The organism is Streptomyces sp. F63 (genome assembly GCF_018070345.1).
In the GTDB taxonomy this organism is placed as follows: Bacteria; Actinomycetota; Actinomycetes; order Streptomycetales; family Streptomycetaceae; genus Streptomyces.
In genome coordinates, this window is sequence record NZ_JAGPXX010000006.1 from 108,627 (window position 1) to 131,839 (window position 23,213).

Annotated in this window: 22 protein-coding genes; 19 read left to right on the top strand and 3 right to left on the bottom strand. The window is 69.2% G+C overall.

Going from position 1 to position 23,213, the window contains the following annotated elements; all coding sequences use genetic code 11:
* Window positions 1–68: 68 nt before the first annotated feature.
* Window positions 69–668, bottom strand: coding sequence for a hypothetical protein (locus tag KBZ10_RS29260; RefSeq protein ID WP_247702062.1), 600 nt, complete (start codon window positions 666–668; stop codon window positions 69–71).
* Between the two features lie 486 nt (window positions 669–1,154).
* Between KBZ10_RS29260 and KBZ10_RS09040 the strand changes: the two genes are divergently transcribed.
* Window positions 1,155–1,862 (top strand): GntR family transcriptional regulator, encoded by a 708-nt coding sequence (locus KBZ10_RS09040; protein WP_210986991.1) that lies wholly within the window; start codon window positions 1,155–1,157, stop codon window positions 1,860–1,862.
* A 162-nt stretch (window positions 1,863–2,024) separates the two neighbouring features.
* Here KBZ10_RS09040 and KBZ10_RS09045 read toward each other — a convergent pair whose 3' ends face one another.
* On the bottom strand, window positions 2,025–3,491 hold the full coding sequence (locus tag KBZ10_RS09045) for an aminopeptidase P family protein (protein ID WP_210986992.1): 1,467 nt from the start codon (window positions 3,489–3,491) through the stop codon (window positions 2,025–2,027).
* Between the two features lie 249 nt (window positions 3,492–3,740).
* Between KBZ10_RS09045 and KBZ10_RS09050 the strand changes: the two genes are divergently transcribed.
* The 7 genes from KBZ10_RS09050 to KBZ10_RS09080 all read left to right on the top strand — a co-directional run bounded on the left by KBZ10_RS09050 (window position 3,741) and on the right by KBZ10_RS09080 (window position 11,862).
* A complete protein-coding gene (locus KBZ10_RS09050; RefSeq protein WP_210986993.1) occupies window positions 3,741–5,483 on the top strand; it encodes an ABC transporter substrate-binding protein in 1,743 nt (580 codons plus the stop codon).
* 14 nt (window positions 5,484–5,497) lie between these two features.
* Window positions 5,498–6,499, top strand: a complete 1,002-nt coding sequence (locus KBZ10_RS09055; protein ID WP_210986994.1) for an ABC transporter permease — start codon at window positions 5,498–5,500, stop codon at window positions 6,497–6,499.
* A complete protein-coding gene (locus KBZ10_RS09060) occupies window positions 6,496–7,482 on the top strand; it encodes an ABC transporter permease (protein WP_210986995.1) in 987 nt (328 codons plus the stop codon). The genes KBZ10_RS09055 and KBZ10_RS09060 overlap by 4 nt, the downstream gene beginning before the upstream one ends.
* A gap of 2 nt (window positions 7,483–7,484) precedes the next feature.
* The gene (locus KBZ10_RS09065) at window positions 7,485–8,585 is read left to right on the top strand and encodes an ABC transporter ATP-binding protein (protein ID WP_210986996.1); all 1,101 of its coding nucleotides are present in this window, start codon (window positions 7,485–7,487) and stop codon (window positions 8,583–8,585) included.
* Window positions 8,572–9,615 (top strand): ABC transporter ATP-binding protein, encoded by a 1,044-nt coding sequence (locus KBZ10_RS09070; RefSeq protein WP_210986997.1) that lies wholly within the window; start codon window positions 8,572–8,574, stop codon window positions 9,613–9,615. Before KBZ10_RS09065 ends, KBZ10_RS09070 begins: the two co-directional genes overlap by 14 nt.
* Window positions 9,585–10,115, top strand: coding sequence for an ATP-binding protein (locus tag KBZ10_RS30500; RefSeq protein WP_210986998.1), 531 nt, complete (start codon window positions 9,585–9,587; stop codon window positions 10,113–10,115). Before KBZ10_RS09070 ends, KBZ10_RS30500 begins: the two co-directional genes overlap by 31 nt.
* A 508-nt stretch (window positions 10,116–10,623) precedes the next feature.
* The gene (locus KBZ10_RS09080; protein ID WP_282107793.1) at window positions 10,624–11,862 is read left to right on the top strand and encodes a S1 family peptidase; all 1,239 of its coding nucleotides are present in this window, start codon (window positions 10,624–10,626) and stop codon (window positions 11,860–11,862) included.
* A gap of 587 nt (window positions 11,863–12,449) precedes the next feature.
* Here the strand turns inward: KBZ10_RS09080 and KBZ10_RS09085 are convergent.
* A complete protein-coding gene (locus tag KBZ10_RS09085; RefSeq protein WP_247702063.1) occupies window positions 12,450–13,514 on the bottom strand; it encodes a LacI family DNA-binding transcriptional regulator in 1,065 nt (354 codons plus the stop codon).
* A 140-nt stretch (window positions 13,515–13,654) separates the two neighbouring features.
* Here KBZ10_RS09085 and KBZ10_RS09090 point away from each other — a divergent pair, with 140 nt between their 5' ends.
* The 11 genes from KBZ10_RS09090 (at window position 13,655) to KBZ10_RS09140 (ending at window position 23,190) form a co-directional block, all read left to right on the top strand.
* Window positions 13,655–14,641, top strand: coding sequence for an asparaginase (locus KBZ10_RS09090; RefSeq protein WP_210986999.1), 987 nt, complete (start codon window positions 13,655–13,657; stop codon window positions 14,639–14,641).
* A gap of 63 nt (window positions 14,642–14,704) precedes the next feature.
* The gene (locus tag KBZ10_RS09095) at window positions 14,705–15,595 is read left to right on the top strand and encodes a polysaccharide deacetylase (RefSeq protein WP_210987000.1); all 891 of its coding nucleotides are present in this window, start codon (window positions 14,705–14,707) and stop codon (window positions 15,593–15,595) included.
* Entirely contained in the window at window positions 15,592–16,971 is a 1,380-nt protein-coding gene (locus tag KBZ10_RS09100) for an MFS transporter (RefSeq protein ID WP_210987001.1), read from the top strand. The genes KBZ10_RS09095 and KBZ10_RS09100 overlap by 4 nt, the downstream gene beginning before the upstream one ends.
* Window positions 16,972–17,064: 93 nt before the next feature.
* Entirely contained in the window at window positions 17,065–17,853 is a 789-nt protein-coding gene (locus KBZ10_RS09105) for an SDR family NAD(P)-dependent oxidoreductase (RefSeq protein WP_210987002.1), read from the top strand.
* Entirely contained in the window at window positions 17,850–18,596 is a 747-nt protein-coding gene (locus KBZ10_RS09110; protein WP_210987003.1) for an SDR family NAD(P)-dependent oxidoreductase, read from the top strand. Before KBZ10_RS09105 ends, KBZ10_RS09110 begins: the two co-directional genes overlap by 4 nt.
* A gap of 9 nt (window positions 18,597–18,605) precedes the next feature.
* On the top strand, window positions 18,606–18,929 hold the full coding sequence (locus KBZ10_RS09115) for a hypothetical protein (protein WP_210987004.1): 324 nt from the start codon (window positions 18,606–18,608) through the stop codon (window positions 18,927–18,929).
* Between the two features lie 32 nt (window positions 18,930–18,961).
* Entirely contained in the window at window positions 18,962–19,681 is a 720-nt protein-coding gene (pxpA, locus tag KBZ10_RS09120) for a 5-oxoprolinase subunit PxpA (RefSeq protein WP_210987005.1), read from the top strand.
* Window positions 19,682–19,710: 29 nt separating this feature from the next.
* Window positions 19,711–19,956 carry an acetyl-CoA carboxylase gene (locus KBZ10_RS09125; protein ID WP_307847303.1) on the top strand — a complete coding sequence of 82 codons (246 nt, stop codon included), beginning with the start codon at window positions 19,711–19,713 and terminating at the stop codon, window positions 19,954–19,956.
* 6 nt (window positions 19,957–19,962) lie between these two features.
* The gene (locus tag KBZ10_RS09130; RefSeq protein WP_210987006.1) at window positions 19,963–21,339 is read left to right on the top strand and encodes an acetyl/propionyl/methylcrotonyl-CoA carboxylase subunit alpha; all 1,377 of its coding nucleotides are present in this window, start codon (window positions 19,963–19,965) and stop codon (window positions 21,337–21,339) included.
* The gene (locus KBZ10_RS09135) at window positions 21,336–22,223 is read left to right on the top strand and encodes an allophanate hydrolase subunit 1 (protein WP_210987007.1); all 888 of its coding nucleotides are present in this window, start codon (window positions 21,336–21,338) and stop codon (window positions 22,221–22,223) included. Before KBZ10_RS09130 ends, KBZ10_RS09135 begins: the two co-directional genes overlap by 4 nt.
* Window positions 22,213–23,190 (top strand): biotin-dependent carboxyltransferase family protein, encoded by a 978-nt coding sequence (locus tag KBZ10_RS09140; protein ID WP_210987008.1) that lies wholly within the window; start codon window positions 22,213–22,215, stop codon window positions 23,188–23,190. The genes KBZ10_RS09135 and KBZ10_RS09140 overlap by 11 nt, the downstream gene beginning before the upstream one ends.
* The last annotated feature ends 23 nt before the right edge of the window (window positions 23,191–23,213 follow it).

Consider the following 23,213-nt stretch of genomic DNA (forward strand, 5'->3'; position numbering starts at 1 on the left):
ATCGGACGATGAGACGATCGAGGCCGGGCGCGCCCCTGCCGCCGCGGGCGCGGCCGAGCCGAGGCATCTCATCCCCATCCCTTGCTGCCGAGGTTGTTCAGCTGGGTTGAGCAGACCTCGTAGCTGCCTTTCGCATGGTCAGCAGTTGTCTGGCCGTCGATGGTGATGGAGCAGCGGATGTCTCCCCCACTGTGGGCGAGTTGGACGCTGACTTGGTAATACACGGCATCCGGGTCGAATGCGACTCTCTTGGTCATCGGCAGTTCGGTACTGCCGAGGTTCTTGGCGTCGGAACCGTAGGTGGTGGTCACCCCGGATGCCGCGCTGCCCCACACCTTGAAGACGACCTCTGGAAGCTGTGACCGTTCCCGGCCGCTGGAGGGCGTGTTTACGGCGGACCGGTCCGTGGAAGCGTCGAGCGCCTTGTCCGCCTGCTCGCTGATGAGTTTCCTCCACTGTTCGTCCGTGAGGTCAGTACAGGACTGAGGTCTGCTGTCACCGGCATCCTCGCCGTTCAGGCTGCGTATGAGCATGTCAAACACGTCGTCGGTGCAGGCTGCACTGGCGGTTGCGCGGCTCGAGGGCTCCTCGGCCTTGGTGGCGGGGGCGCAACTGCCGGCGAAGAAGGCGGCCAGAGCAGCGGCCGCGACGGTGCGAGTGTGGTGCATGGTCTTCCCCCCTGGGGCTTTGGTGGGCGAACGGGGTCACGCCCGGTGGGCGGATGTCTGATCTTGAATGAGTCCTGGCACGGTGGCGCCCGTCTCCGGCGACGGGTCGGCGGACGGCGAGGACGGCGGCCGTGTGCAGCCTTGGGTCTTCGGTTTGGCGTTGACCGTGGGTCTCCGGGAGTGCCCGTCTCCTGAGACCTGGCCAGCGGTGGCCGAAGAGGTCGTGACGGAGACCGCGCTCTGCCGACGCTGTCCGGGCTGCCGCTTCCGGTGCTGCCGCCATCGCGTTCGGGGCAGGCCCGACGGGCGAGCCGGCCGTTGCCGGACGGAACCCACGGCGCCTCACCCGGATCGGGAACACAGCCCGGGCCGGAGCCGTTCCACACGGCCCGCCCGGCCTCTTCGGCTCTGGACAACACGCGGTAAGATCAGGGAAACGTGACATTGCACTCCGTGTCCGCTCGCCACGCCGTGAAGGGGACTGCTATGGCTCACCTGAAGCCACGCAAGATCATTTCGGTTCAGGAGCACCTGCGCGACCAGGTGGCCCACGCCCTGCGCGCTGCTCTGATCGCAGGGGAACTGCGCCCCGGTGTCGTCTACTCCGCTCCAACCCTCGCGGCGGAGTTCGGTGTCTCGGCCACCCCCGTCCGCGAAGCCATGCTCGACCTGGCTCGTGAGGGCCTGGTGGAAGCGATCCGCAACAAGGGATTCCGCGTCACGGAGATGACTGAGCGGGACCTGGACAACTACACCGAGATCCGCAGACTCATCGAGATCCCGACCATCGGACTGATCACCACCACCGCCGAACCCGAACAGCTCGAAGCGCTGCGCCCGGAGGCGGAAGAGATTGTGGCTGCCGCCCGTGAGCACGACCTCATCGGCTACCTTGAGGCTGACCGCCGATTCCACCTCGATCTGCTCTCCCTGACCGGGAACGACCACTTGGTTGAGGTGGTCGGAGACCTGCGCAAGCGTTCCAGGCTCTACGGTTTGACGGAACTCGACCAGGCCGGGGTGCTGGTCGACTCGGCGCAAGAACACATCCGGCTACTGGATCTCATGCTCAGCGGCGACGCCGAAGGCGCTCAGGAACTCATGCGTCATCACCTCGGTCACGTGCGCACCCTGTGGGCCGCGGGGAAGCAGGAGGCGGACAAGCGCAGCGCGCTCCGGCTGCCCAGCCGCTAGAACGTCGTCGGCACATCTGTACGGGAACTGCCGGGTGCCGGAGGGGAAGCCGGCGCCGCGAGAAGTGGTTTTCACGCGGCGCCGTCTGGGCTCTCCGACCGGGCACGGCTTGTCAGGTGTATGAGGTGTGCCTGTTGCCGGAGTCGGCCGCACCGGTGTGCGTCATGCGTCGAGCAGGGAGCCCATCCACTCCTCCACGGCCTCCACACTGCGGGGCAGCGCCCCGGACATCAGGTGCGCGCCGTCAGCGGTGATCACGAGGTCGTCCTCGATGCGGACCCCGATGCCGCGCAGTTCCAGGGGCAGTGTCTCGTCATCGGGTTGCAGATACAGGCCGGGCTCCACGGTGAGTACCTGCCCCTCCTCCAGGACTCCGTCCAGGTACACCTCCGCCCGGGCTTTCGCGCAGTCGTGCACGTCGAGACCGAGCATGTGCCCGCTGCTGCACAGGGTGTAGCGGCGGTACAGACCGTTGTCGCGGGCGAGCGCTTCCTCCGCGGGGACCCGCAGCACACCCCATGCGTGCAGCCCTTCGGCGATCACGCGCATGGCCGCCATGTGGAAGTCGCGGAACCGGGCGCCCGGCCGCAGCGCCGCGATTCCGGCGTCCTGCGCGGCGAGTACCAGCTCGTACACGTCACGCTGCACACTCGAGAAGCGCCCGGACAGCGGCAGCGTCCGCGTGATGTCGGCTGTATAGAGGGTGTCGGTTTCCACTCCGGCGTCGAGCAGCAGCAACTGGTCGGGGGCCAGGGGACCGTCGTTGCGGATCCAGTGCAGGACGCAGGCGTGTGCTCCAGCCGCGGCGATCGTGTCGTAACCGGTGCCGTTGCCCTCCGCCCGGGCACAAAGGTTGAAGACCCCTTCGATCCACCGTTCACCGCGAGGATGCCGCAGGGCCCGGGGGAGAGCGCGGACCACCTCTTCGAAGCCGGTGGTGGTGTGGTCAACGGCGAGCTGCAGTTGGGAGACTTCCCAAAGATCCTTGACCAGTCGCAACTCGGCCAGGCAGGTCGCCAGTTCGGCGTCGCGGTCGTGCTCGGCGCTTCCCGGGAGACTGCGCCCGCACCGTGAGTCGAGCGAGCCGTCGACCCCCCGCACCATGCGGGTCGGGGGCTGGGCGCCGGCCAGCAGTGTCGTCAAGTCGTCCACGTGCCGGCAGGTGATGCCGGTCATGGTTGCCGCCTCCTCGAGGTCGGGCCGGCGGCCGACCCAGAACTCGCCGTACCGGCGGTCGCGGTAGAACTCGTCTCCCACGCGTGGCGAGCGCGGACGCAGGTAGAGCACCGCCTCGTGGCCCTCGGCTCCGGCGGGCTCCAGGACCAGGACGTTTCCTGCCTGGTCCTCGCCGGTGAGGCCGGTCAGCCAGACGTAGGCACTGTGCGGACGGAAGCGGTAATCGCAGTCGTTGGAACGCACCTTGAGCACACCTGCGGGTATCAGCAGCCGCTCCCCGGGAAAGCGCGCGGACAGGCTCGTGCGTCGTCCGCCGGTGACGTTGTAGCCGGGTACGCGGATGTCCGGTGCCAGCGGCGAGGGCGCCCATGCGGTGCTCATGAAGGCCTCCAGGGCGGGGGAGACCGCCATGTCGTGGCTGCCTGTGTTCAGGCGGGCAACAGGCACGGTCATAGGATCGCTCCTTGGTTGGGAGTGTGGCCCGTAGCAGGCGAGAGGGCCGCGGAAGTCGGCATCGCCCCTGTTCACGGGCGGGGGAGAGGCGCCGGACACAGGTGCGTAACGAGCCCTTCACCCCCCTTGCCAGTGTAATTTTACATTACTATGTTACCGGCCAGGCCTCGAGAGCAGACATCGAGGATCCGGCCCGTACTCGCCGGGCGCATTCGGGACCCACCTGGTCCATCCACAACGGAGTGGCATATGACCAAACGCATGCACGTCGCCCTGGCGGCGTCGCTCGCGACCTCCCTGGTCCTCGGCCTGGGAGCCTGTTCCACCGGCAACGACTCCGGCGGAGAAACCAGTGATGACGGACGGGGCCCCGGGGCCGCCGGTGTCATCGGCGGAACCCCGAAGAAGGGCGGCACGCTGACAGTCCTGTCCAACCAGGACTTCTCCCACCTGGACCCGGCCCGCAACTGGGTGATGCCCAACATGGACTTCGGCGTCCGCCTGCTGTACCGGACCCTGACCACTTTCAAGGCGGCGCCGGGCGCGGCGGGCAGCGAGATCGTCCCGGACCTGGCCACGGATCTGGGCAAGCCCTCCGAGGGGGGAAAGGTGTGGACCTTTACGTTGAAGAAAGGGCTGAAGTACGAAGACGGAAGCCCCGTCAAGGCCGAAGACATCAAATACAACGTTGAGCGGTCCTTTTCTCCCGATCTGACCGGCGGCCCGGATTACGCCCAGCAGTACCTCGCTGACACGGAGGGGTACCAAGGACCGCTCAAGGGCAAGCACCTGAAGTCGATCGAGGTGCCGGACGACCGCACTCTCGTCTTCCGTCTCAAGCGCCCTGTCGCGGAGTTCTCCTACACCGTGACCCTGCCGACGTTCTCCCCCGTACCGGAGTCCAGGGAGAAGGGCGTGCAGTACGACCTGCGCCCGTTCTCCTCCGGGCCCTACAAGATCGCCCGCTACGACAGGGGCAAGCAGATGGTGCTGGTCCGCAACAAGCACTGGGATCCCGGCACCGACTCCGTCCGCAAGGCGTACCCGGACAAGATCGTGGTGAAGATGGGCTTCAAGGGCGGCCAGATCGACGACCGGATCATCGCCAGTCAGGGCGCGGACGCCTCAGCCGTCGAGTGGGCGGACATGCAGCCGGCGAGCGTGTCCAAGGTGCTGAGCAACAAGGAGACCAGGAAGCGGCTCACCGCGGAGCTGACCGGGTGCACGGACATGCTCCACCTCAACACCTCACGTGCTCCCTTCGACGACCCCAAGGTGCGCGAGGCCATGCAGTACGCGGTCGACAAGGACGGGCAGATGACCGCCAACGGCGGCCCGGCCCTCAACGAGGTCGCCACCGCCTACCTGCCCCCGTCGCTGACCGCCGGCAACAAGTCCGACGTGCTCCGGGTCGAGCCCGGAGGAGACCCGGCGAAGGCGAAGAAGCTGCTCGCCGCGGCCGGCAAACCGAAGGGCTTCAAGACCACCCTCACCGTCTCCACCGGGGACAAGTCCAGGGCCGAGGCGCTGCAGGAGAGTCTGAGCCGGTCCGGGATCGAGGTCAAGATCCAGGCCGTGGACCCGTCGGTCTACTACGACACCATCGGTGACACCAAGAACGCGCCTGACATGGCCATCAGCGGCTGGTGCCCCGACTACCCCTCCGGTTCCACGTTCCTGCCGTTCATCTTCGACGGACGGACCATCAAGGAGAAGGGCAACCAGGGCAACTACGCCCAGTTCCGCGACGAAGAGGTCATGAAGCGGATGGACGAGATCGCCGACATGGGGGACCCCACCGAGGCCAACAAGGCCTGGATCGAGCTGGACGCCCAGATCATGGCCAAGTCACCGTCCGTCCCCCTGCTCTGGGAGCGCAAGCCCCTTCTGGCCGGCAGCAACGTCGCCGGCGCTTTCGGACACCCGATGTGGACCGGTCAGTTCGACTACGCGGTGATCGGCCTCAAGAACCCTGACAAGAGCCAGGGCTGAGGAGCCGCACTGCCATGACCAGCCCGCTGAAGACCGCCCGGCGCCTCGCCGGGCGGTCCCCAGCCCCGGCCCACGAGGGTTCGGGTGCGTTCGGCACTCCCGAGGCGCCCGAACCCGCCGGCCGGGCTCCCTGGCGCGCCGCGTGGATCGCGGTACGACGTGACCGCGGCGCACTGCTCGCCCTCGGTGTCGTCGTCCTCTTCGCCCTGATGGCCGCCGCCGCACCGCTGATCAGCGCGCTCGGCGGCTGGTCTCCGACCGAGTTCGACAAGCACGCCATCGACCCCTACCTCGGAGGGCTGCCCAAGGGCTCGTTCGGCGGGATCGGCGCCGACCACTGGCTCGGAGTGGAACCCGTCACCGGGCGGGACCTCTTCGCCCGCGTCGTGTACGGCGCGCAGGTCTCTCTGCTGATCGCCTTCACCGCCACCGCCATCGTGGTCGTGGCCGGTACCGCGGCGGGCATTGCGGCCGGCTACTTCGGGGGCCGGGTGGACACGGTGCTCAGTCGGCTGATGGACCTCACCATGTCCTTCCCCTCGCTCATTTTCATGATCGCGATGATGTCGGTGGCCCAGGACGTCAACCGTGTCCTGCTCATGACGGTGGTCATCGGGATCTTCGGCTGGCCGGGCATTGCCCGCGTGGTGCGCGGGGAGACGCTGTCCTTGAAGCACCGCGAGTACGTCGAGGCGGCCCGTGTGAGCGGATCGGGTTCCTGGCGAATCCTCACCCAGGAGATCCTGCCCAATGTCTCGGGCCCCATCATCGCCTACACCACGCTTCTCATCCCCGGCATGATCAGCACTGAGGCGGCGCTCAGCTTCCTCGGCGTCGGGGTGCGGCCTCCGACCGCCTCCTGGGGGCAGATGATCTCCGAGGCTGTCGCCTTCTACGAAACCGATCCGATGTACTTCATCATCCCCAGCGCCTTCCTCTTCCTGGCCGTGCTCGCGTTCACCATTCTCGGTGACACGCTGCGGGACATCCTCGATCCTCACGGAGACCGTGCGTGATCATCTACCTCGCCCGCAGACTGGCCGGCGTCACCGGGGTTCTCCTGGCCATCTGCGCCATCACCTTCACCATCTTCTACCTGTTGCCTGCCGATCCCGCCGCTGCCGCCTGCGGCAAGACCTGCAGTCCCGAACGCCTCGCCGAAGTACGCCACTTCATGGGACTGGACCAGCCCGTCTGGCGGCAGTTCGCCGACTACCTGGTCGGGATCTTCGCCGGACGCGAGCTGGGCACCGAGCCGCACACGCTGAGCTGCGGCTTCCCCTGCCTTGGCTACTCCTACGAGAACTCCCTGCCCGTGTGGGAGTTGCTCACCGACCGGCTGCCCGTCTCCGCGTCGCTGGCCTTCGGCGCCGCGCTGATGTGGCTGGTGCTCGGCCTGGGCGCCGGAATCACCGCGGCCCTCCGCAAGGGGACGACGACCGACCGGACCCTGATGATCGGTGCCGTGGCCACCGCTTCCCTCCCGGTCTACTTCACCGCGGTCATGCTCCTCTACGGAGTGGTGCGCGTCGCGGGCCTGTTGCCCTACCCCGAATACGTGCCGCTCACCGCGGAACCGGCTGCCTGGGCCACCAACCTGCTGCTGCCCTGGAGCGCACTCGCAATCCTCTACGCGGCGATGTACGCCAGGCAGAGCCGCAGCTCCATGATCGAAGCCATGGCGCAGCCCTACATCCGCACCGCCCGCGCCAAGGGAATGCCCGAACCGACCGTCATCGTCAAGCACGGACTGCGCGCCGGGCTGACGCCGGTGCTCACGATCTTCGGCATGGATCTGGGCGGCCTGCTCGCCGGTGCCGTCATCACCGAGAGCATCTTCGGCATACCCGGCGTCGGCAGACTCTTCTTCGACGCACTCCAGCGATCCGACCAGCCGGTCATCCTCGGTGTCACGCTGCTCGCCGCCTTCTTCATCGTGGCCGCGAACCTCATCGTCGACATCCTCTACGCGTTCATCGACCCCAGGGTGAGGTACTGATCATGGGCACCCGTCCTCCGGCCGGCTCGGGCGGGCCACTGCTGCGAGTCCGCGACCTGCACGTCACCTTCCCCGTTTCCGGCAGGCACGTCAGGGCCGTTACCGGCATCGACTTCACGGTCGAGGCCGGCCGCACGCTCGGCATCGTCGGCGAATCCGGTTCGGGGAAGTCCGTCACATCCCTCGCCGTCATGGGCCTGCACCGCACCGCGGAAGTCAGCGGCTCCATCAGCCTGTCCGGAAGTGAGCTGACCACCCTCCCCGACCGCGAACTCGCCAAGCTGCGCGGCCGTCGGATGGCGATGATCTTCCAGGACCCGCTGTCGAGCCTCCACCCCTACTACACCGTCGGCGAGCAGATCGCCGAGGCCTACCGGGTGCACTTCAAGGCAAGTCGGCGCGTCGCACACCGCCGTGCCGTGGAGATGCTGGGCGAGGTGGGCATACCGCGTCCCAGCCAGCGCGTGTCCGACTACCCCCACCAGTTCTCGGGCGGGATGCGCCAGCGCGTCATGATCGCCATGGCGCTCGCCTGCGAACCCGAACTGCTCATCGCGGACGAGCCCACCACGGCCCTGGACGTCACCGTCCAGGCGCAGATCCTCGAACTCATCGCGCGGATCCAGGCCGAACGCGGCCTCGGGGTCGTGCTGATCACCCATGACCTCGGAGTCGTCGCGCGGGTGGCCCACGAAGTGCTGGTCATGTACGCCGGTCGAGGGGCCGAGCAGGCGAGCGCGGACGTCCTCTTCGCCGAACCGGCCCACCCCTACACGCGCGGCCTGCTCAACTCGCTGCCCCGCCTCGATGACGCCGATGACGCGCCGCTGCGCGCCATCCCGGGAAGCCCGCCCTCCCTGCTCGAACCGGCAGCTGGATGCGCCTTCGAGCCCCGCTGCTCCCGCGCCGCCGGCGCGGCCCCGCGGGTCCGGCAGCTGTGCACGAGCGGCCGGCCGGATTTCGCTCCGCTGCGGGACGGGCATCTCGTCGCCTGCCATCTCCCGCTCGTGGCCGGCGAGCGCGTCGGCCCCGGGCACGGCCCCGACCATCCGGACGGCCCGCAAGCGTCGTCCTGGGAGAGAGAATCCCATGACTCCTGCTGACAGCCGGACCACCGCCGATCGTGTCCGCGCCGAGACGGCGGACAGGGCAGCCGCTCTCCTGTCCGTACGGCAGCTGGTCAAGACATTCCCCGGACGGCGCACCCGGACCGGCCGGGCGACCCCGCCGGTGCGCGCGGTGGACGGAGTCGGCTTCGACGTGCGGGCAGGCGAAACCCTGGGACTGGTCGGTGAGTCCGGCTGCGGAAAGTCCACAACAGGCCGCATGCTGGTGCGCTTGCTGGAGCCCACCGGTGGATCGGTTGCTTTCGACGGGGTGGACATCAGCCACCTCGGCCAGCGCGCGATGCGGCCGTTGCGCCGTTCTCTTCAGATGGTCTTCCAGGATCCGCACTCCTCCCTCAACCCGCGGCAGAGGATCTCCCGGATCATCGCCGACCCCATGCTGGTACAGGGCATCGACGCAGGTGCCGCCCGCCGGCGTGCTGCCGAACTCATGGAACAGGTCGGACTCATCCCCGAGCACCTCGACCGTTACCCGCATGAATTCTCCGGCGGCCAGGCCCAGCGCATCGGTATCGCGCGGGCCTTGGCGACACAACCACGACTGATCGTCGCCGACGAGCCGGTATCCGCTCTCGACGTCTCCGTTCAGGCGCAGATCGTCAACCTGTTGGAGCGTCTACAGCAGGAGATGGGACTCGCCTACGTCTTCATCGCGCACGATCTGTCCGTGGTGAAACGCGTGTGCGACCGGGTCGCGGTGATGTACCTGGGGCGCATCGTCGAGATCGGCGACCGTGACGAGGTTTACACCGCGCCCGCTCACCCCTACACCCGGGCCCTGCTGTCGGCGGTTCCCGTGCCCGACCCCGTCGTGGAACGGACCCGGGAACGCATCGTCCTGCAGGGGGATCCCCCCAGCCCCGCCGAGCCGCCGAGCGGATGTACGTTCCATCCGCGTTGCAGCAAAGCTCAGGAGATCTGCCGCACCGACCAGCCGCTGTTGAGGATCACGGGCCCGGGGGAACGGGAGGTGGCGTGCCACTTCCCGGAGACGGAAAGCGCCTGACCGGATCTCGGGATGCGTCCTCCGCGCCCGTCCGGAGATGCCCCGCTCGTGAACTCAGCGAAAAGGAACAGGTCCTGAGAACCGATCTCCTCGACTCCGCTCATCTCTTGCCGCATTCGCCCGAAGCCCCTGGGCTGGCGCGATGGCGGGTACGGTCGGCTCTGGAGGGAGCCGATGCCGGCTCCGAATGCCTGGACAGTGCGCTCCTGGTTGTCTCGGAACTCGTCACCAACGCCGTGCGACATGCCCGCCCACCCGTCACGCTGCGGTTGTCCTGGGTCCGGAATCGTCCCCGGGGACCCGTGTTACGCATCGAAGTCACCGATGCCGGGCCCGAGTGGGGAACCCGCACGGACAGCGCAGGTCCCCGTCCGGAAGAGAGCGGGCGCGGCAAGGAGCTCATCGCCGCGTTGTCCGTCAGGCAGGGAAGTCGGGCGGTCGCCGACGGTATGGCCCGGTGGGCGGAGGTGGAGGCTCCTGGGGGCGACGGTGCCCGGTGAGCGGAGGAGGACGAGCACCGCCCGGCGTCGCAGCCGGTCATTCTCACAGGCACGCTCCGCGTATCCCCTCGGCGCCTGCCACCCGTAGCGGTGCCCTGGGCGACCGCGGTATCCGTGCGGCGGTGAGGCCTACGCGCCCGTCGGCACGCTGCGGTTGGCACGCCGGGCCGGCGAGGCTGAAGGGCTTGCCCACGTGGTGCGGGGCGCGCCGCATGGCTTCGAGGGCTGCCGCGGTGTGACCGGTGCGTGGTCGGGCCTCCCCGAAGGGGCTGGCGCGGCGGTACGGAGCCGCTGCCTCCACGGTGTTGTCCCGTGACGACTCGGCGCGACACGGGCAGGCCGCACCAGCGCCCTGAGCGTCCTCCCGCTGGGCAGCGGAAGCACTCCAGCGAGAGGGGTTGCAATGTGAAATGTCATACGCCATATTGCTCTTGGCCCTTACGGCACTCATCTCAGAGGCACCAGACCGATCTGCACGTCAGCCGTCCGCTCCCACCGGAGGTGCTCGATGAAAGTCAGCTCGTTACGGACCTGGTCCCGCATCACCTGGCCGGCCGTCGCCGCGCTTGCCGCAGCGTTCACCCTCACGGGACCGGCGTCCGCCGGGGCCCCCGGGCAGGCCGACCCGAAACTCGGAAACCAGCAGAAGGCGGCAGCCGCTCAACTGGCCAAGGACTACGGGGTCTCAGCCCAAGAGGCCCAGCGCCGCATACAGCGCCAGGACCGCCTGACCGACCTGGCGACCGATGTGCGCAAGGCCCTGGGGTCACGATTCGGCGGTGCGTGGATCGACCACGACAACGGTGGCCGCCTCACCGTTGCCGTGACGCAGCGGGCCACCACGTCCAAGGTTCACGCCACCGCGTCCAAGGCCGGGGCACGGGAGACGAGAACGGTCGTCGTCAGGCACAGTCTGCGTGAACTCACGCAGATGTCCGACGTGCTCGCCCGTCGGATCGCCAAGGCGAACAAGGGCGCCGCGAACGGGCTGCAGGCCGCGGTCGTCACAGAGGACAACGCGCTGCGTCTCGACGTGCCGCGCGGCAAGAAGCTCACAGCCGATCAGCACAAGGTCGTGAAGTGGGCCAAGCAGAGGTTCGGCGGCTCCCTGCGCGTGGACACCTACGCACACGCCTCCGAACCGCTGTACTGCGGAGGCCAGTATTCGTGTGATCCCCCGCTGCGTTCGGGCGTGGCCATCTACGGCAGCAACATCCGCTGCACCAGCGCCTTCTCGGTCTACGACAGCTACGCCTACTACATGCTGACCGCGGGGCACTGCGCCGAGGGCAGTTCGTACTGGCAGATCCCGACTTACAGTTACGGCTACCAGGGCGTGGGCAGTGCCGTCGACTACACCTTCGGGTACTACGGCGACTCCGCCATCGTGCGGGTTGACGACGCGGGCTTCTGGCAGCCGCGTGGCTGGGTCTACCCCTCGACGTCAATCCGCGACTGGGGCTACGACTACGTCGGCCAGTACGTGTGCAAGCAGGGGTCGACGACCGGCTACACCTGCGGGCAGGTCACCGACACCCACGCCACCGTCTCCTACCCGAACCGGACGCTCACCGGGATGACGTGGAGCACGGCGTGCGTGGCCGCCGGGGACAGCGGGAGTGGGGTCTACTACGGTTCCACCGCCTACGGCATTCTCAGCGGCGGCCCCTCCAGCGGCTGCGGCATGATCCATGAGCCGGTCAGCCGGGCCCTCTCGCAGCTGGGAGTCACCCTGCTCTCCGGCTGACGGGCGGGCGCTGATGGTCGCGCCCGCCGCGGTCCGCTCAGCGCGCTGCAGACGCCACCGTGTGATCGCCGGACCTCTGCCGCGGCGATCACACGGTGGCTCATCTCTCCTGTGAGGGAGCAAGCAACTGAGTGCATGCGGACATGGCGCTGATTCTTTCGCCATTGACCCGGGCTACGACGGCTCGGTCCGGGGAACTGCATCCCTGCCGTTGCGCCGGACCCTCCGTACCGGCGTCCCCCTTCCTCGGCTACACCCCAGGCCGGGGCTCTGCCCTCGCGTGCGGGAGAAGAGGATGCGCAGTGAAAGACGCGGCTGCTGACATAACGCCGGCCCTGGCCCCGGAAGCGGCCGGCCGGCGGATGGGCACCGTGAACGCCTGGCGGGCCCTGCGGCAGGCCGGTAAGCCTGCGCCGGTTCCGGTACCGCCCGGATGCCCGCGGCAACCGCTCACCCCAACCGGCCTCCGGAGCCGGTCGCCAGGATGACATCACGCGCTCAAGGCCGGTAACCCGCTGATGGTCCAGGCGCGTTCGCGTCACGAGACGGCGACAGGCACGTGTGACCGCCCAGCCGCAACAGTGCGGTCAGCCGGAACTTCCACCGCCCAAGGTCGAGGCACGGGCCACCAGGGTGGGGGAAAGCCGCTCGGAGTCGACCTCTGCGCCTGCCAGCCGCTTCATGAGCAGCCGGACCGCCCGCACTCCCATGTCGTGCATCGGGGAGTGGACGGTCGAGAGCCCCACCGGCAGGGACCCGGCGAGCGGTACGTCGTTGAACCCGATGACCGCGATGTCGGTTCCGACCTGCAGCCCCGCGTCGCGTGACGCTCCCATGGCTCCGATCGCGGCGAAGTCGTTGACGGCGAACACCGCGGTCGGTCTGGTCCGCCCCGCGAGGAGCCGCTCCATGGCCTTGCGTCCGCCGCCGGTGTCGAAGCGGGAATGCACGACCCGGGAGGCAGGCACCTTGATGCCCGCGGCGGCGTAGGTGTCCCGGAATCCGGCGGTGCGGTCGACGCCGGTGCTGGCGTAGGGCTCGCCGGCGATGACCGCGACCTTGCGGTGACCCAGCTGCAGCAGGTGTTCGGCCGCCAGCTGGCCGCCCCGGTAGTCGTCACAGGTCACCGAAGGGTGGGAGTCGGCGCGTCGCGAGACGAGCACGAACGGGACGCCGCGTTCGACGACCTTGTCGAGGAAGCGCCCGTCCAGGTGGGCATCACCGAAGATGATGCCGTCGACGTGGCGGGCGAGCACCATCTCGGTGCGCTGGCGCTGCGCCACCGGGTCGTCACCGGTGTTGGCCACGAAGGCGGAGAAGCCGGACGCCGCACACTCCTGCTCGATGCCCTCGTAGACGGTGGCGAGCACGATGTCGACCAGTCGCGGGACGAGCACTCCGACCAGGTTGCTGCGCTGGGTGCGGAGGCTCGACGCATGGGGGTTGGGCGTGTAACCGACCTGCTCGGCTATTCGGCGGATCCGTTCGGAGGTCTCCTGGCCGGCTGTGCGCATGCCGGTGCCGACCGTGCCGTTCAGCACGCGCGAGGCCGTCGAGACGTGGACCCCGGCGAGTTCCGCGACGGTGCGCAGCGTGGCCCGCCCCGCCGCGTCCATGTGTGGCAGCGGTTCCCCCGCAGGCCCCTCGGTCATTCTCCGCCCTTCCCTCGGTCGGTCAACATTTTGCCCCCGGCCTCTTGACGCGTACCCCGCGGGGCACATTCTATATGCGCAATCGTTTGGCGCGAACGTTAGCGCGAACATATCGGGCAGGGACAAATCAGGAGATATCTGTGCGTAGTGTCATGGTGCTCGCGACGGGCGGGACGATCGCCACCCGGAGCGACACCACAGGCAGAGCCGTCGCCCGCGCCGGCGGCGCCGAGCTGGTGGAGCGGTCCGCCGTGGCCGATGGCGTCCGCGTCAAGGTCCACGACGTGTTCCGGGTCGGCAGCTATCTGATGACCCTGGAACGGATGCGGGAGCTTGCCACCCGGGCCCAGCGGTACCTGCGGGAGGACGACGTCACCGGGCTGGTGATCACGCACGGCACCGACACGATGGAGGAGACGGCGCTCTTCCTGGACCTCTTCCGGGACGAGGAGCGCCCTGTCGTCCTCACGGGCGCGCAGCGGCCCGCGGACGCACCGGACAGCGACGGCCCGCGCAACCTCTCCGACGCGATCGCGGTGGCCGCGGACCCGGCGAGCCGGGGACTGGGAGCACTGATCGTCTTCGACGGTTCGGTGTTCACGGCGGAGGGCACCCGCAAGAGCCACACGCTCGCTTCGAGCACCTTCGCCTCCCCCGACGGCGGAGTTCTCGGCTGGGTCCGTGGCGGTGCCGTCCACATCGCCGGAGCCCGCCGTCCGCGACCGCGACTGGACCTGTCGGCCGTGGACCTCTCCCGTGCTCGCGTGGACATCGCCGCCTGCTACCCCGGCGCGGATGCGACGGCCCTGCACGCCTTCGCCGCGGCCGGTGCGCGCGGCATCGTTCTGGAGGCCACCGGCGCAGGCAACGCCAATACCGCGATCTGCGAGGCGGTGGCCGAGCTCACCGCCTCCGGCGTCGTGGTGGCCACATCCACCCGGGTCACGGCCGGGCCGGTCGCCGCGGTCTACGGCGACGGCGGCGGCGCCGACCTCATAGCCGCCGGCGCCGTTCCCACCGGGCTGCTGCGCCCGTCCCAGGCCCGGGTGGTCCTGGCGGCGCTGCTCGGAGTGCACACCGATCCGCGTGCCGCGCGAGAAGCGCTGGCCGCCCACACCCTCGGCTGATCCCAGCCGCTGGACACACCGACTCCCGGCCGTGGTGGCCGGGGCTACAAGAAGGAGTTGGCCTTGCCTAAGGAAATCCTGTGCGCATTCGGCGTCGATGTCGACGCCGTCGCCGGCTGGCTGGGATCGTACGGGGGCGAGGACTCCCCGGACGACATCTCCCGGGGCATGTTCGCCGGTGAGGTCGGCACGCCGCGTCTGCTGAACCTCTTCACCAAGTACGGCCTGCAGACCACCTGGTTCGTACCGGGCCACTCCATCGAGACCTTCCCGGACCAGTTCCGCCGGATCGTTGACGCCGGACACGAAGTCGGCGTGCACGGTTACAGCCACGAGAACCCGATCGCGATGACCCGCAGCCAGGAGGCCGCGGTCCTCGACCGGAGCATCGATCTCATCGAGAAGGTCACGAACCGGCGCCCCACCGGTTATGTCGCACCGTGGTGGGAGTTCTCCCCGGTGACCAACGAGCTGCTGCTCGAACGGGGCATCAAGTACGACCACTCGCTGATGCACAACGACTTCACGCCCTACCGCGTGCGCGTCGGTGACAAGTGGACCAAGATCGACTACTCCGCCCGGGCCGAGGACTGGATGAAGCCGCTGGTCCGCGGCGCGGAGACCGAGCTCATCGAGATCCCGGCGAACTGGTACCTCGACGACCTGCCTCCGATGATGTTCATCAAGGCCAGCCCGAACAGCCACGGCTTCGTCAACCCGCGCGACATCGAGCAGATGTGGCGGGACCAGTTCGACTGGGTCCACCGGGAGATGGACTACGCGGCCGTCACCTTCACCATCCACCCGGACGTCTCCGGGCGCCCCCAGGTGCTGCTCATGCTTGAGCGGCTCATCGAGCACATCAACAGCCACGACGGCGTCCGATGGGTCACGTTCGACCAGATCGCTGACGACTACGCCGCCCGGCACCCGTGGAAGGGACAGGCCAAGTGACCAGCGAAACGACTCTGCCGGAGGGCGGCGCGCCCGAGACGCCGGCGACGGAACCCCAGCGGCGGCAGTTCCCGGCGTTCACACGGAAGCAGACCAACACCGCCATAGTCCTTGCCCTGCTCGCCTGGACCGTCGCGGTCTTCGACTACGGGCTCTTCGGCACCCTGCTCCCCGTCATGCAGGAGGACTTCGGCTGGAGTGCCTCGACCGCATACCTGGTCAACACGCTCATCGCCATCGGCACCGCGGTCATCGCCTTCGGAGTCGGGCCGGTCATCGACCGCCTTGGACGCCGCCGCGGCATGATGGTCACCATCGGCGGCACCGCCGTCGCCTCCGTCCTGACCGCCCTGATCCCCGCGAAGATGGGCGCGCTGAGCATGAGCACCATGGTCGGCGTCCGGTCACTGGGCGGCCTGGGCTTCTCCGAGCAGTCGGTGAACGCCACCTACCTCAACGAAGTGTTCTCGATCACCGAGGACGAGAAGAAGCGCGAACGCCGCGGATTCTGGTACGGGATCGTCCAGGGCGGCTGGCCGCTCGGCTTCCTGCTCTCCAGCGCCCTCGCGCTCGTCCTGCTCGACTCGCTGGGCTGGCGCGCGATGTATCTCGTCGCGAGCCTCCCCGCCGTCGCGCTGATCATCGTGATCGGCAAGAAGCTGCGCGAAACCCCACAGTTCGAACTGCACCAGCGTCTGCGCAAGCTCAAGGCCGCGGGGAAGTCCCGCGAGGCCGAGGCGCTGGCCGCCGAATACGGCGTGGAGCACACCGACAGCGCCCCGATCGCGCGGATCTTCCAGCCCGGGCTGCGCAGGAACACCATCGTGCTGTCGCTGGCGTGGATCGTGAACTTCTTCGGCATCAACATCTTCAGCGTGCTGGGCAGCTCCATCCTGGCCAACGCCAAGGGCGTGCAGCTCAGCACCGCGTTCTGGATGCTCATCGTCATCAACCTGGGCGCGTACTTCGGTTACGTCTTCCACGGCTGGCTCGGCGACCGCATCGGACGCAAGCGCACCATCGTCATCGGATGGATGATCTCCGGGGTGGCCTTCGCCGTCATGCTCTCCCCGCTGGTCACCAGCACCGCGCTCATCGTCACCACCTACGCGCTGGGGCTGTTCTTCCTGGTGGGCCCCTACGCGGCGATCATGTTCTACATGGGGGAGTGCTACCCCACGGACTGCCGCGGCACCGGCACGGTGATCATCGGCGCCATGAGCCAGCCGGGCACGATCATCGGCGGGTTCCTGTTCACCGGAGCGGCGGCAGCCTGGGGCACCGGCGCCGCAGCGCTCTGGGTCGGCGCGGTCGGCACCTTCCTCTCCGGTGCGCTGATGCTGGCGGCCAAGCCGGTCGCCCGGCTGGAGAACTGACCGCCCGAGCGGCACGTATCCCCTATCTCGCGGTGCCGGTGGGGCGGCCACCATCCCCCCACCGGCACCGCCCGGAACAGAAAGGTTCACGTCATGGCAGCACACGCCCAGCCCGATGGTGCCGGGCCCGCCGTCGCGGTCGTCACCGGAGCGGCCAGCGGGATAGGCCGGGCCGTCGCGGTCGGCTACGCACAGGAGGGCGTGCACGTGGTGATCGGCACGTTCCCCGGTGACCCGCACGATCCCCGCGAGACGCTCCGGCTGGTGGAGGCCGCGGGAAGCAGGGGACTGATCGTCGAGGTCGACGTTCGCGACAGCCGTCAGGTCGACGAACTGGCCCGCAGCGCGTACGCGGCGTTCGGGCGGATCGACTATGTGGTGGCCAACGCCGGCGTTCTCCGGCGGGCTCCGCTGACCGAACTCACGGACGAGGCCTGGGACGACATGCTCTCCGTCGACCTGACCGGGGTATTGCGCACCTTCCGGTCGTGCGCGCCTCATCTGGCGGAGGGCTCGGCGATGGTCGCCGTCTCGTCGATCGCCGGCGGTGTCTACGGCTGGGAGGACCACGCGCACTACGCCGCCGCCAAGGCCGGGGTGCTCGGACTGTGCCGCAGCCTGGCGGTGGAGCTGGCACCCCGCGGCATTCGCGTCAACGCCGTCATCCCCGGCCTCATCGAGACGCCCCAGTCCTCCGACCCCGTGAACTCGCTCGGCCCGGAGGGACTGGCCCGCGCGGGCGGCGACATCCCCTTCGGCAGGGTGGGGCGGCCCGAGGAGGTCGCCGACGTCATCCGCTTCCTCAACTCGCCGCAGGCCCGGTACGTGACCGGCCAGCAACTCGTCGTCGACGGTGGCCTGACCGTGAGGATGCGCGCATGAACCCGATCGCGGACCTGACCGGCCGGACGGCTCTGGTCACCGGTGGCGCCAGCGGCATCGGACGGGCGATCGCCGAGGCGCTCGCCGCCGCCGGGGCGCGCGTGGTCGTGCTCGACCACGACGCGACCGCGGCCGAACGGACCGCGCGGTCCATCGGCGCGGCCGGCGGTGTGGGCGCCGACATCGCCGACGAAGAACTCGTCCGGCGGGCCGTCGCCGAGACGGAACTCCTGCTGGGCCGGATCGACATCCTGGTCAACTCCGCGGGCATTCTCACCCAGGCACCGCTGGTGGAGATGTCACTGCGGCAGTGGCAGCAGACCATCGACGTGGACCTGACCGGGGTGTTCCTCATGTGCCGGTACGTGGTCCCGGGCATGGTGTCCCGCGGGTACGGCCGGGTCATCAACATCGCCTCACAGCTGGCCATCAAGGGAGGAACGTCGCTGACGCACTACAGCGCCGCCAAAGCCGGCGTCCTGGGCCTGACGAAGGCGCTGGCTCTGGAGGTGGCCCGAGACGGAGTGCTGGTCAACGCCATCGCTCCCGGCCCCATCGAGACGCCCCTGATCGACGGGATCTCCGAGGAGTGGAAGCAGGCCAAGCGTGCGGAACTGCCCCTCGGACGGTTCGGCAGGCCCGAGGAGATCGCCCCGACCGCAGTGCTGCTGGCCGGCTCCCCGAGCGGTGACCTGTTCGTCGGCCAGACGCTGGGGCCCAACTCCGGCGACGTCATGCCGTAGGAGGGGACCATGTGCGGCGCCTGCGGCAGAACCTCCGCAACCGATGCCTGGTCCGGCACCTTCCTCACCAGGCGCGCCCGCTGGGAGGCCGCCCGGATCATCAACGACGCCCTGAGCGGGGCAGGCCATCCCGCACGGGTGACCTGCTCGGCCGCGGCATGGGTCGTCCACTCGGGGACCGGGCGAAGCGTCCTGGTGGACACCGCCAGCGGAATCTGGCGAGTGCTCCGGTCCCTGCCGGGCCCGCGGCTCGACGTGGCCGCGGCGCTCAGCGGCCGGCCACCAACCCCCGTACTCGCCGCCGTCATCGCCTCGGCGGAAACGGCGACCTGATCGATACCCACGGCACACAAGAAGGGGTAACCATGCCCGTCAGCCTCAACTCCGACATGGGTGAGTCGTTCGGTATCCACTCGTTCGGCCATGACGACGCTCTGCTGCCGCTGGTCGATGCCGCCAACGTCGCCTGCGGCTTCCACGCCGGCGACCCCGTCGGCATCCACCAGACCGTGGCCAAGGCCGCCGCCGCCGGGGTGGCTGTCGGTGCGCACCCCGGCCTGCCCGACGCGGTGGGCTTCGGCCGCCGGGAGATGAAGCTGTCCCCCGAGGAAGTACGGGACCTGGTCCTCTACCAGGTCGCGGCGCTCAAGGGATACCTGGATGCCGAGGGGGTGCCGCTGCGCCACATCAAGCCGCACGGCTCGCTCTACGGCATGGTGGCCCGCGACAGCGACCTCATGGACGCGGTCTGCGACGTGGCGGTGCAGTACGGCGTCCCGGTCTACGGCATGGCCGGGACCGCGCACGAGCACGTCGCCGCCGAGCGCGGCGTCGGCTTCGTCGCCGAGTTCTACGTCGACCTCGGCTACCGCGCCGACGGCAGCCTCATCATCGCCCGCCGGCCCCACGCCACCCCTCCCTCCCTCGCCGCCGACCGCGCCCGGCTCGCGCTCGCCGACGGTCTCGTCGAGACGGACTCCGGCCGGCGCCTTCCCGTCCGGTTCGACAGCATCTGCGTGCACTCCGACACCCCCAACGCCGTTGACGTGGCCACCGCCGTGCGCCAGGTCATCAACTCGGCCTGAACCCCTTCCCGACAGCGAAAGGACCCCCCGTGCCCGAGCACACCGTGCGAGCCCCCATGCCCGGAGTCTTCTACCGGCGCCCCGCACCGGACAAGCCGCCGTTCGCGGAGATCGGCGCGACCGTCACCGAGGAGCAGACCATCGGAATCATCGAAATCATGAAGCAGTTCGCGGAGGTGAAAGCCGGAGCCGGAGGCCGGGTGACCGCCTTCGCCGCCGAGAACGAGGCACTGCTGGGCCCGGGAGATCCCGTGGCGACCATTGAGACGAGCTGACCGAACATGCGCAAACTTCTGGTTGCCAACCGCGGCGAGATCGCCGTACGGGTCATACGTGCGGCCCGCGAACTCGGCGTCCGGACCGTCGCGGTCTGCAGCGAGGCCGACGCCGAGGCCCTGCACGTGCGCATGGCCGACGAGCACGTCGTGATCGGGCCCGCACCCGCGGCCCGCAGTTATCTGGACGCCGATGCCGTGGTGGCCGCCGCAGTCCGCCTGCGGGCCGACGCGGTGCATCCCGGCTACGGGTTCCTCTCCGAGCACGCCGCGTTCGCCCGGCAGGTCATCGACGCGGGAATGACATTCGTCGGGCCGTCCCCCGACGCCATCCACCTGATGGGCGACAAGGCGCTGGCCCGCTCCACCGCCGCCCGCGCCGGAGTGCCCACCGTGCCCGGCTCCGACGGACCGGTGACCGGTCTGGACAGCGCCCTGGAAACCGCCGGACACGTCGGCTACCCGATCGCGGTGAAGGCGGCGGCCGGCGGCGGGGGCCGCGGCATACGCATCGCGCGATCCCCGGCCGAACTGCGCGAGGCGCTCCCCCTCGCCCAGGCCGAGGCCAAGGCGGCGTTCGGCAACGGCGAGGTCTACCTCGAACGGTTCGTGCACGACGCCCGCCACATCGAAGTGCAGGTCTTCGGCGACGGCGAACGCTTTGTGCACCTGGGAGAGCGCGACTGCTCCCTGCAACGGCGCCGGCAGAAGGTGGTCGAGGAGGCCTGCGCGCCCAACCTCCCCGCACGGGTGCGCCGGGAGATGACCGACGCGGCGGTGAGCCTGGCCGCCGCGGTGTCCTACTCCGGCGCCGGGACGGTGGAATTCCTCTACGACTCCGCGCGGCAGGAGTTCTTCTTCATCGAGATGAACACCCGCATCCAGGTCGAGCACCCCGTCACCGAGATGGTCACCGGCAGGGACCTGGTGCGCGAGCAGCTCACGGTCGCCGCGGGCGCCCCCCTGTCCTTCACCCAGGAGCAAGTCGAACTCCGCGGCCATGCACTGGAGTTCCGGCTCAACGCCGAGGACCCCGGCGCGGGGTTCATGCCCAGCCCCGGGGCGATCACCGTGATGCGGATGCCCGGAGGGCCGTTCGTACGCGTCGACTCCGGCTGCGAACAGGGCGGCCAGGTCAGCCCGTTCTACGACTCGCTCATCGCCAAGCTCATCGTCTGGGGTGACACCCGCGAGGCCGCCCTGGCGCGCGCCCGCCGGGCGCTGGACGAGGTCGAGGTGCGCGGAGTGGCCACCACGGCCCCGTTCCTGCGTTCCCTGGTCGACCTGCCGGAGTTCACCGAGGCGAACTACCACACCACGTTCCTGGAGAGTTGGATGGCCGGCCGGGCCTTCGACCGCGATGACGCAGGGAGGGCCGCATGAATCGGTTCAGCAGCCGCTACTCGTGGGGTGGAGACGAACACCTCGTCGTCCAGCTCGACGAGGCCATGAGCCTCGAAGTCAACTTCGCGGCGATGGCCATGGCCAGGCTCCTGCAGAGCCGGAAGCTGCCGGGCGTGACCGACATCTGTCCCGCGAACGCCTCTCTCATGGTGCGCTTCGACCCGGACGTGCTGGCCCCGGCGGCACTGGAGGACGCGGTGCGGCACGTTGAGCGGGAGGTCGGCGACGCGCCGTCCCTGACGCTCCGGACCCGCATCGTCGAGGTACCCGTCTGGTATGACGACCCGTTCACCAACGAGACCGGGGCCCGTTTCCGCGACCGGCACCAGCGGCCGGAGGGAAACGACCTGGAGTTCGCCGCGATCGAGAACGGGCTGCCCTCGGTGCAGGCGTTCATCGACCGCCACTCCGGTTCGCCGTGGATCACCTCGATGGTCGGCTTCGTCGCCGGACTTCCCTTCCTCTTCCAGATGGTGCCGCAGGAGCGACAGCTCGAAGTCCCCAAGTACCTGCGCCCCCGCACCGACACACCGGCCCGGACCGTCGGGTACGGCGGCTGCTTCTCCTGCATCTACTCGGTGCGCGGCGCCGGCGGCTACCAGATGTTCGGCGTCACCCCGGTGCCGATCTTCGACCCGGCCCGCGAACTCCCCGACTTCGCGGACTTCATGGTCTTCTTCCGGCCCGGCGACATCGTCAAATTCCGCCCGATCGACGGGTCCGAGTACGAGCGCATCACACAGGAAGTGGAGGCAGGAACCTTCCGCTACCGCCAGAGCCCGGTCAGCTTCAGCCTGCACGACTTCCTGGCAGACCCCGACGCCTACAACGCCACACTGCTGGAGGCCCTGCATGGCCATTGAGATCCTCAACCCCGGCCTTGCCTCGAGCATCCAGGACCGGGGCCGCCCCGGCTACTACGAGGTCGGCATCCCGCCATCGGGCGCGGTCGACCTGTACTCGGCCCTGGCCGCGAATCTGCTGGTCGGCAACGACGACGGGGCGGCGCTGATCGAAGCCGCCTACATGGGACCCGAGCTGCGGTTCACCACACCGGCGGTAGTGGCCGTCACAGGCGCCCGGATGCCGGTGAAGGTCAACGGCCGGTCCGCGCCGCAGTGGGAATCCTTCGAGGTCGCCGCGGGGGACACCCTCTCCTTCGGCTTCCTGGAACACGGCGCACGGATCTACATCGCCGTGTCCGGGGGCATCGACGTGCCGCTCGTGCTGGGCAGCCGGTCGACGTACGCCCTCGGCGCGTTCGGCGGATTCGGCGGCCGCACGCTCAAGGCCGGGGACGTACTGGCCACCGGTACCGGTACCGGCACCCGATCCGGGCGCCCGGGACGAGCCGTACCCGAGAAGCTCCGCCCCGAGCCGTCTCGCGAACTCGAACTGCGCGTCATGCTCGGCCTGTACGACTACCGGCTCACCCCGGCCGGCCTCACGGCACTGCTGGACACCACGTGGACGCTGACGCCCGTGGCGGACAGGGTCGGCTTCCGGTACAGCGGCGGAACACTGGAATGGAAGGAACGCGTGCAGCCGTTCGGCGCCGGTTCCGACCCGTCGAACATCGTGGACGCCGGATACCCACTCGGTTCCATCCAGGTGCCCGGCGGGGTGGAGCCCATCATCCTGCACCGCGACGCCGTCTCCGGCGGCGGCTACGCCATGGTCGCCACGGTGATCAGCGCCGACCTCGACGCCGTGGGCCAGTCCGCGCCCGGGACCCGGACGCGCTTCCGCCCGGTGTCCATGGAGCAAGCGCTCCAGGCCCGGGCGGCAGCCGCCGCCCGCGTCCGGCGACTGCGCACGGCGCTGTCCTGACCGCCCGCGACGCGCAGCCTTTG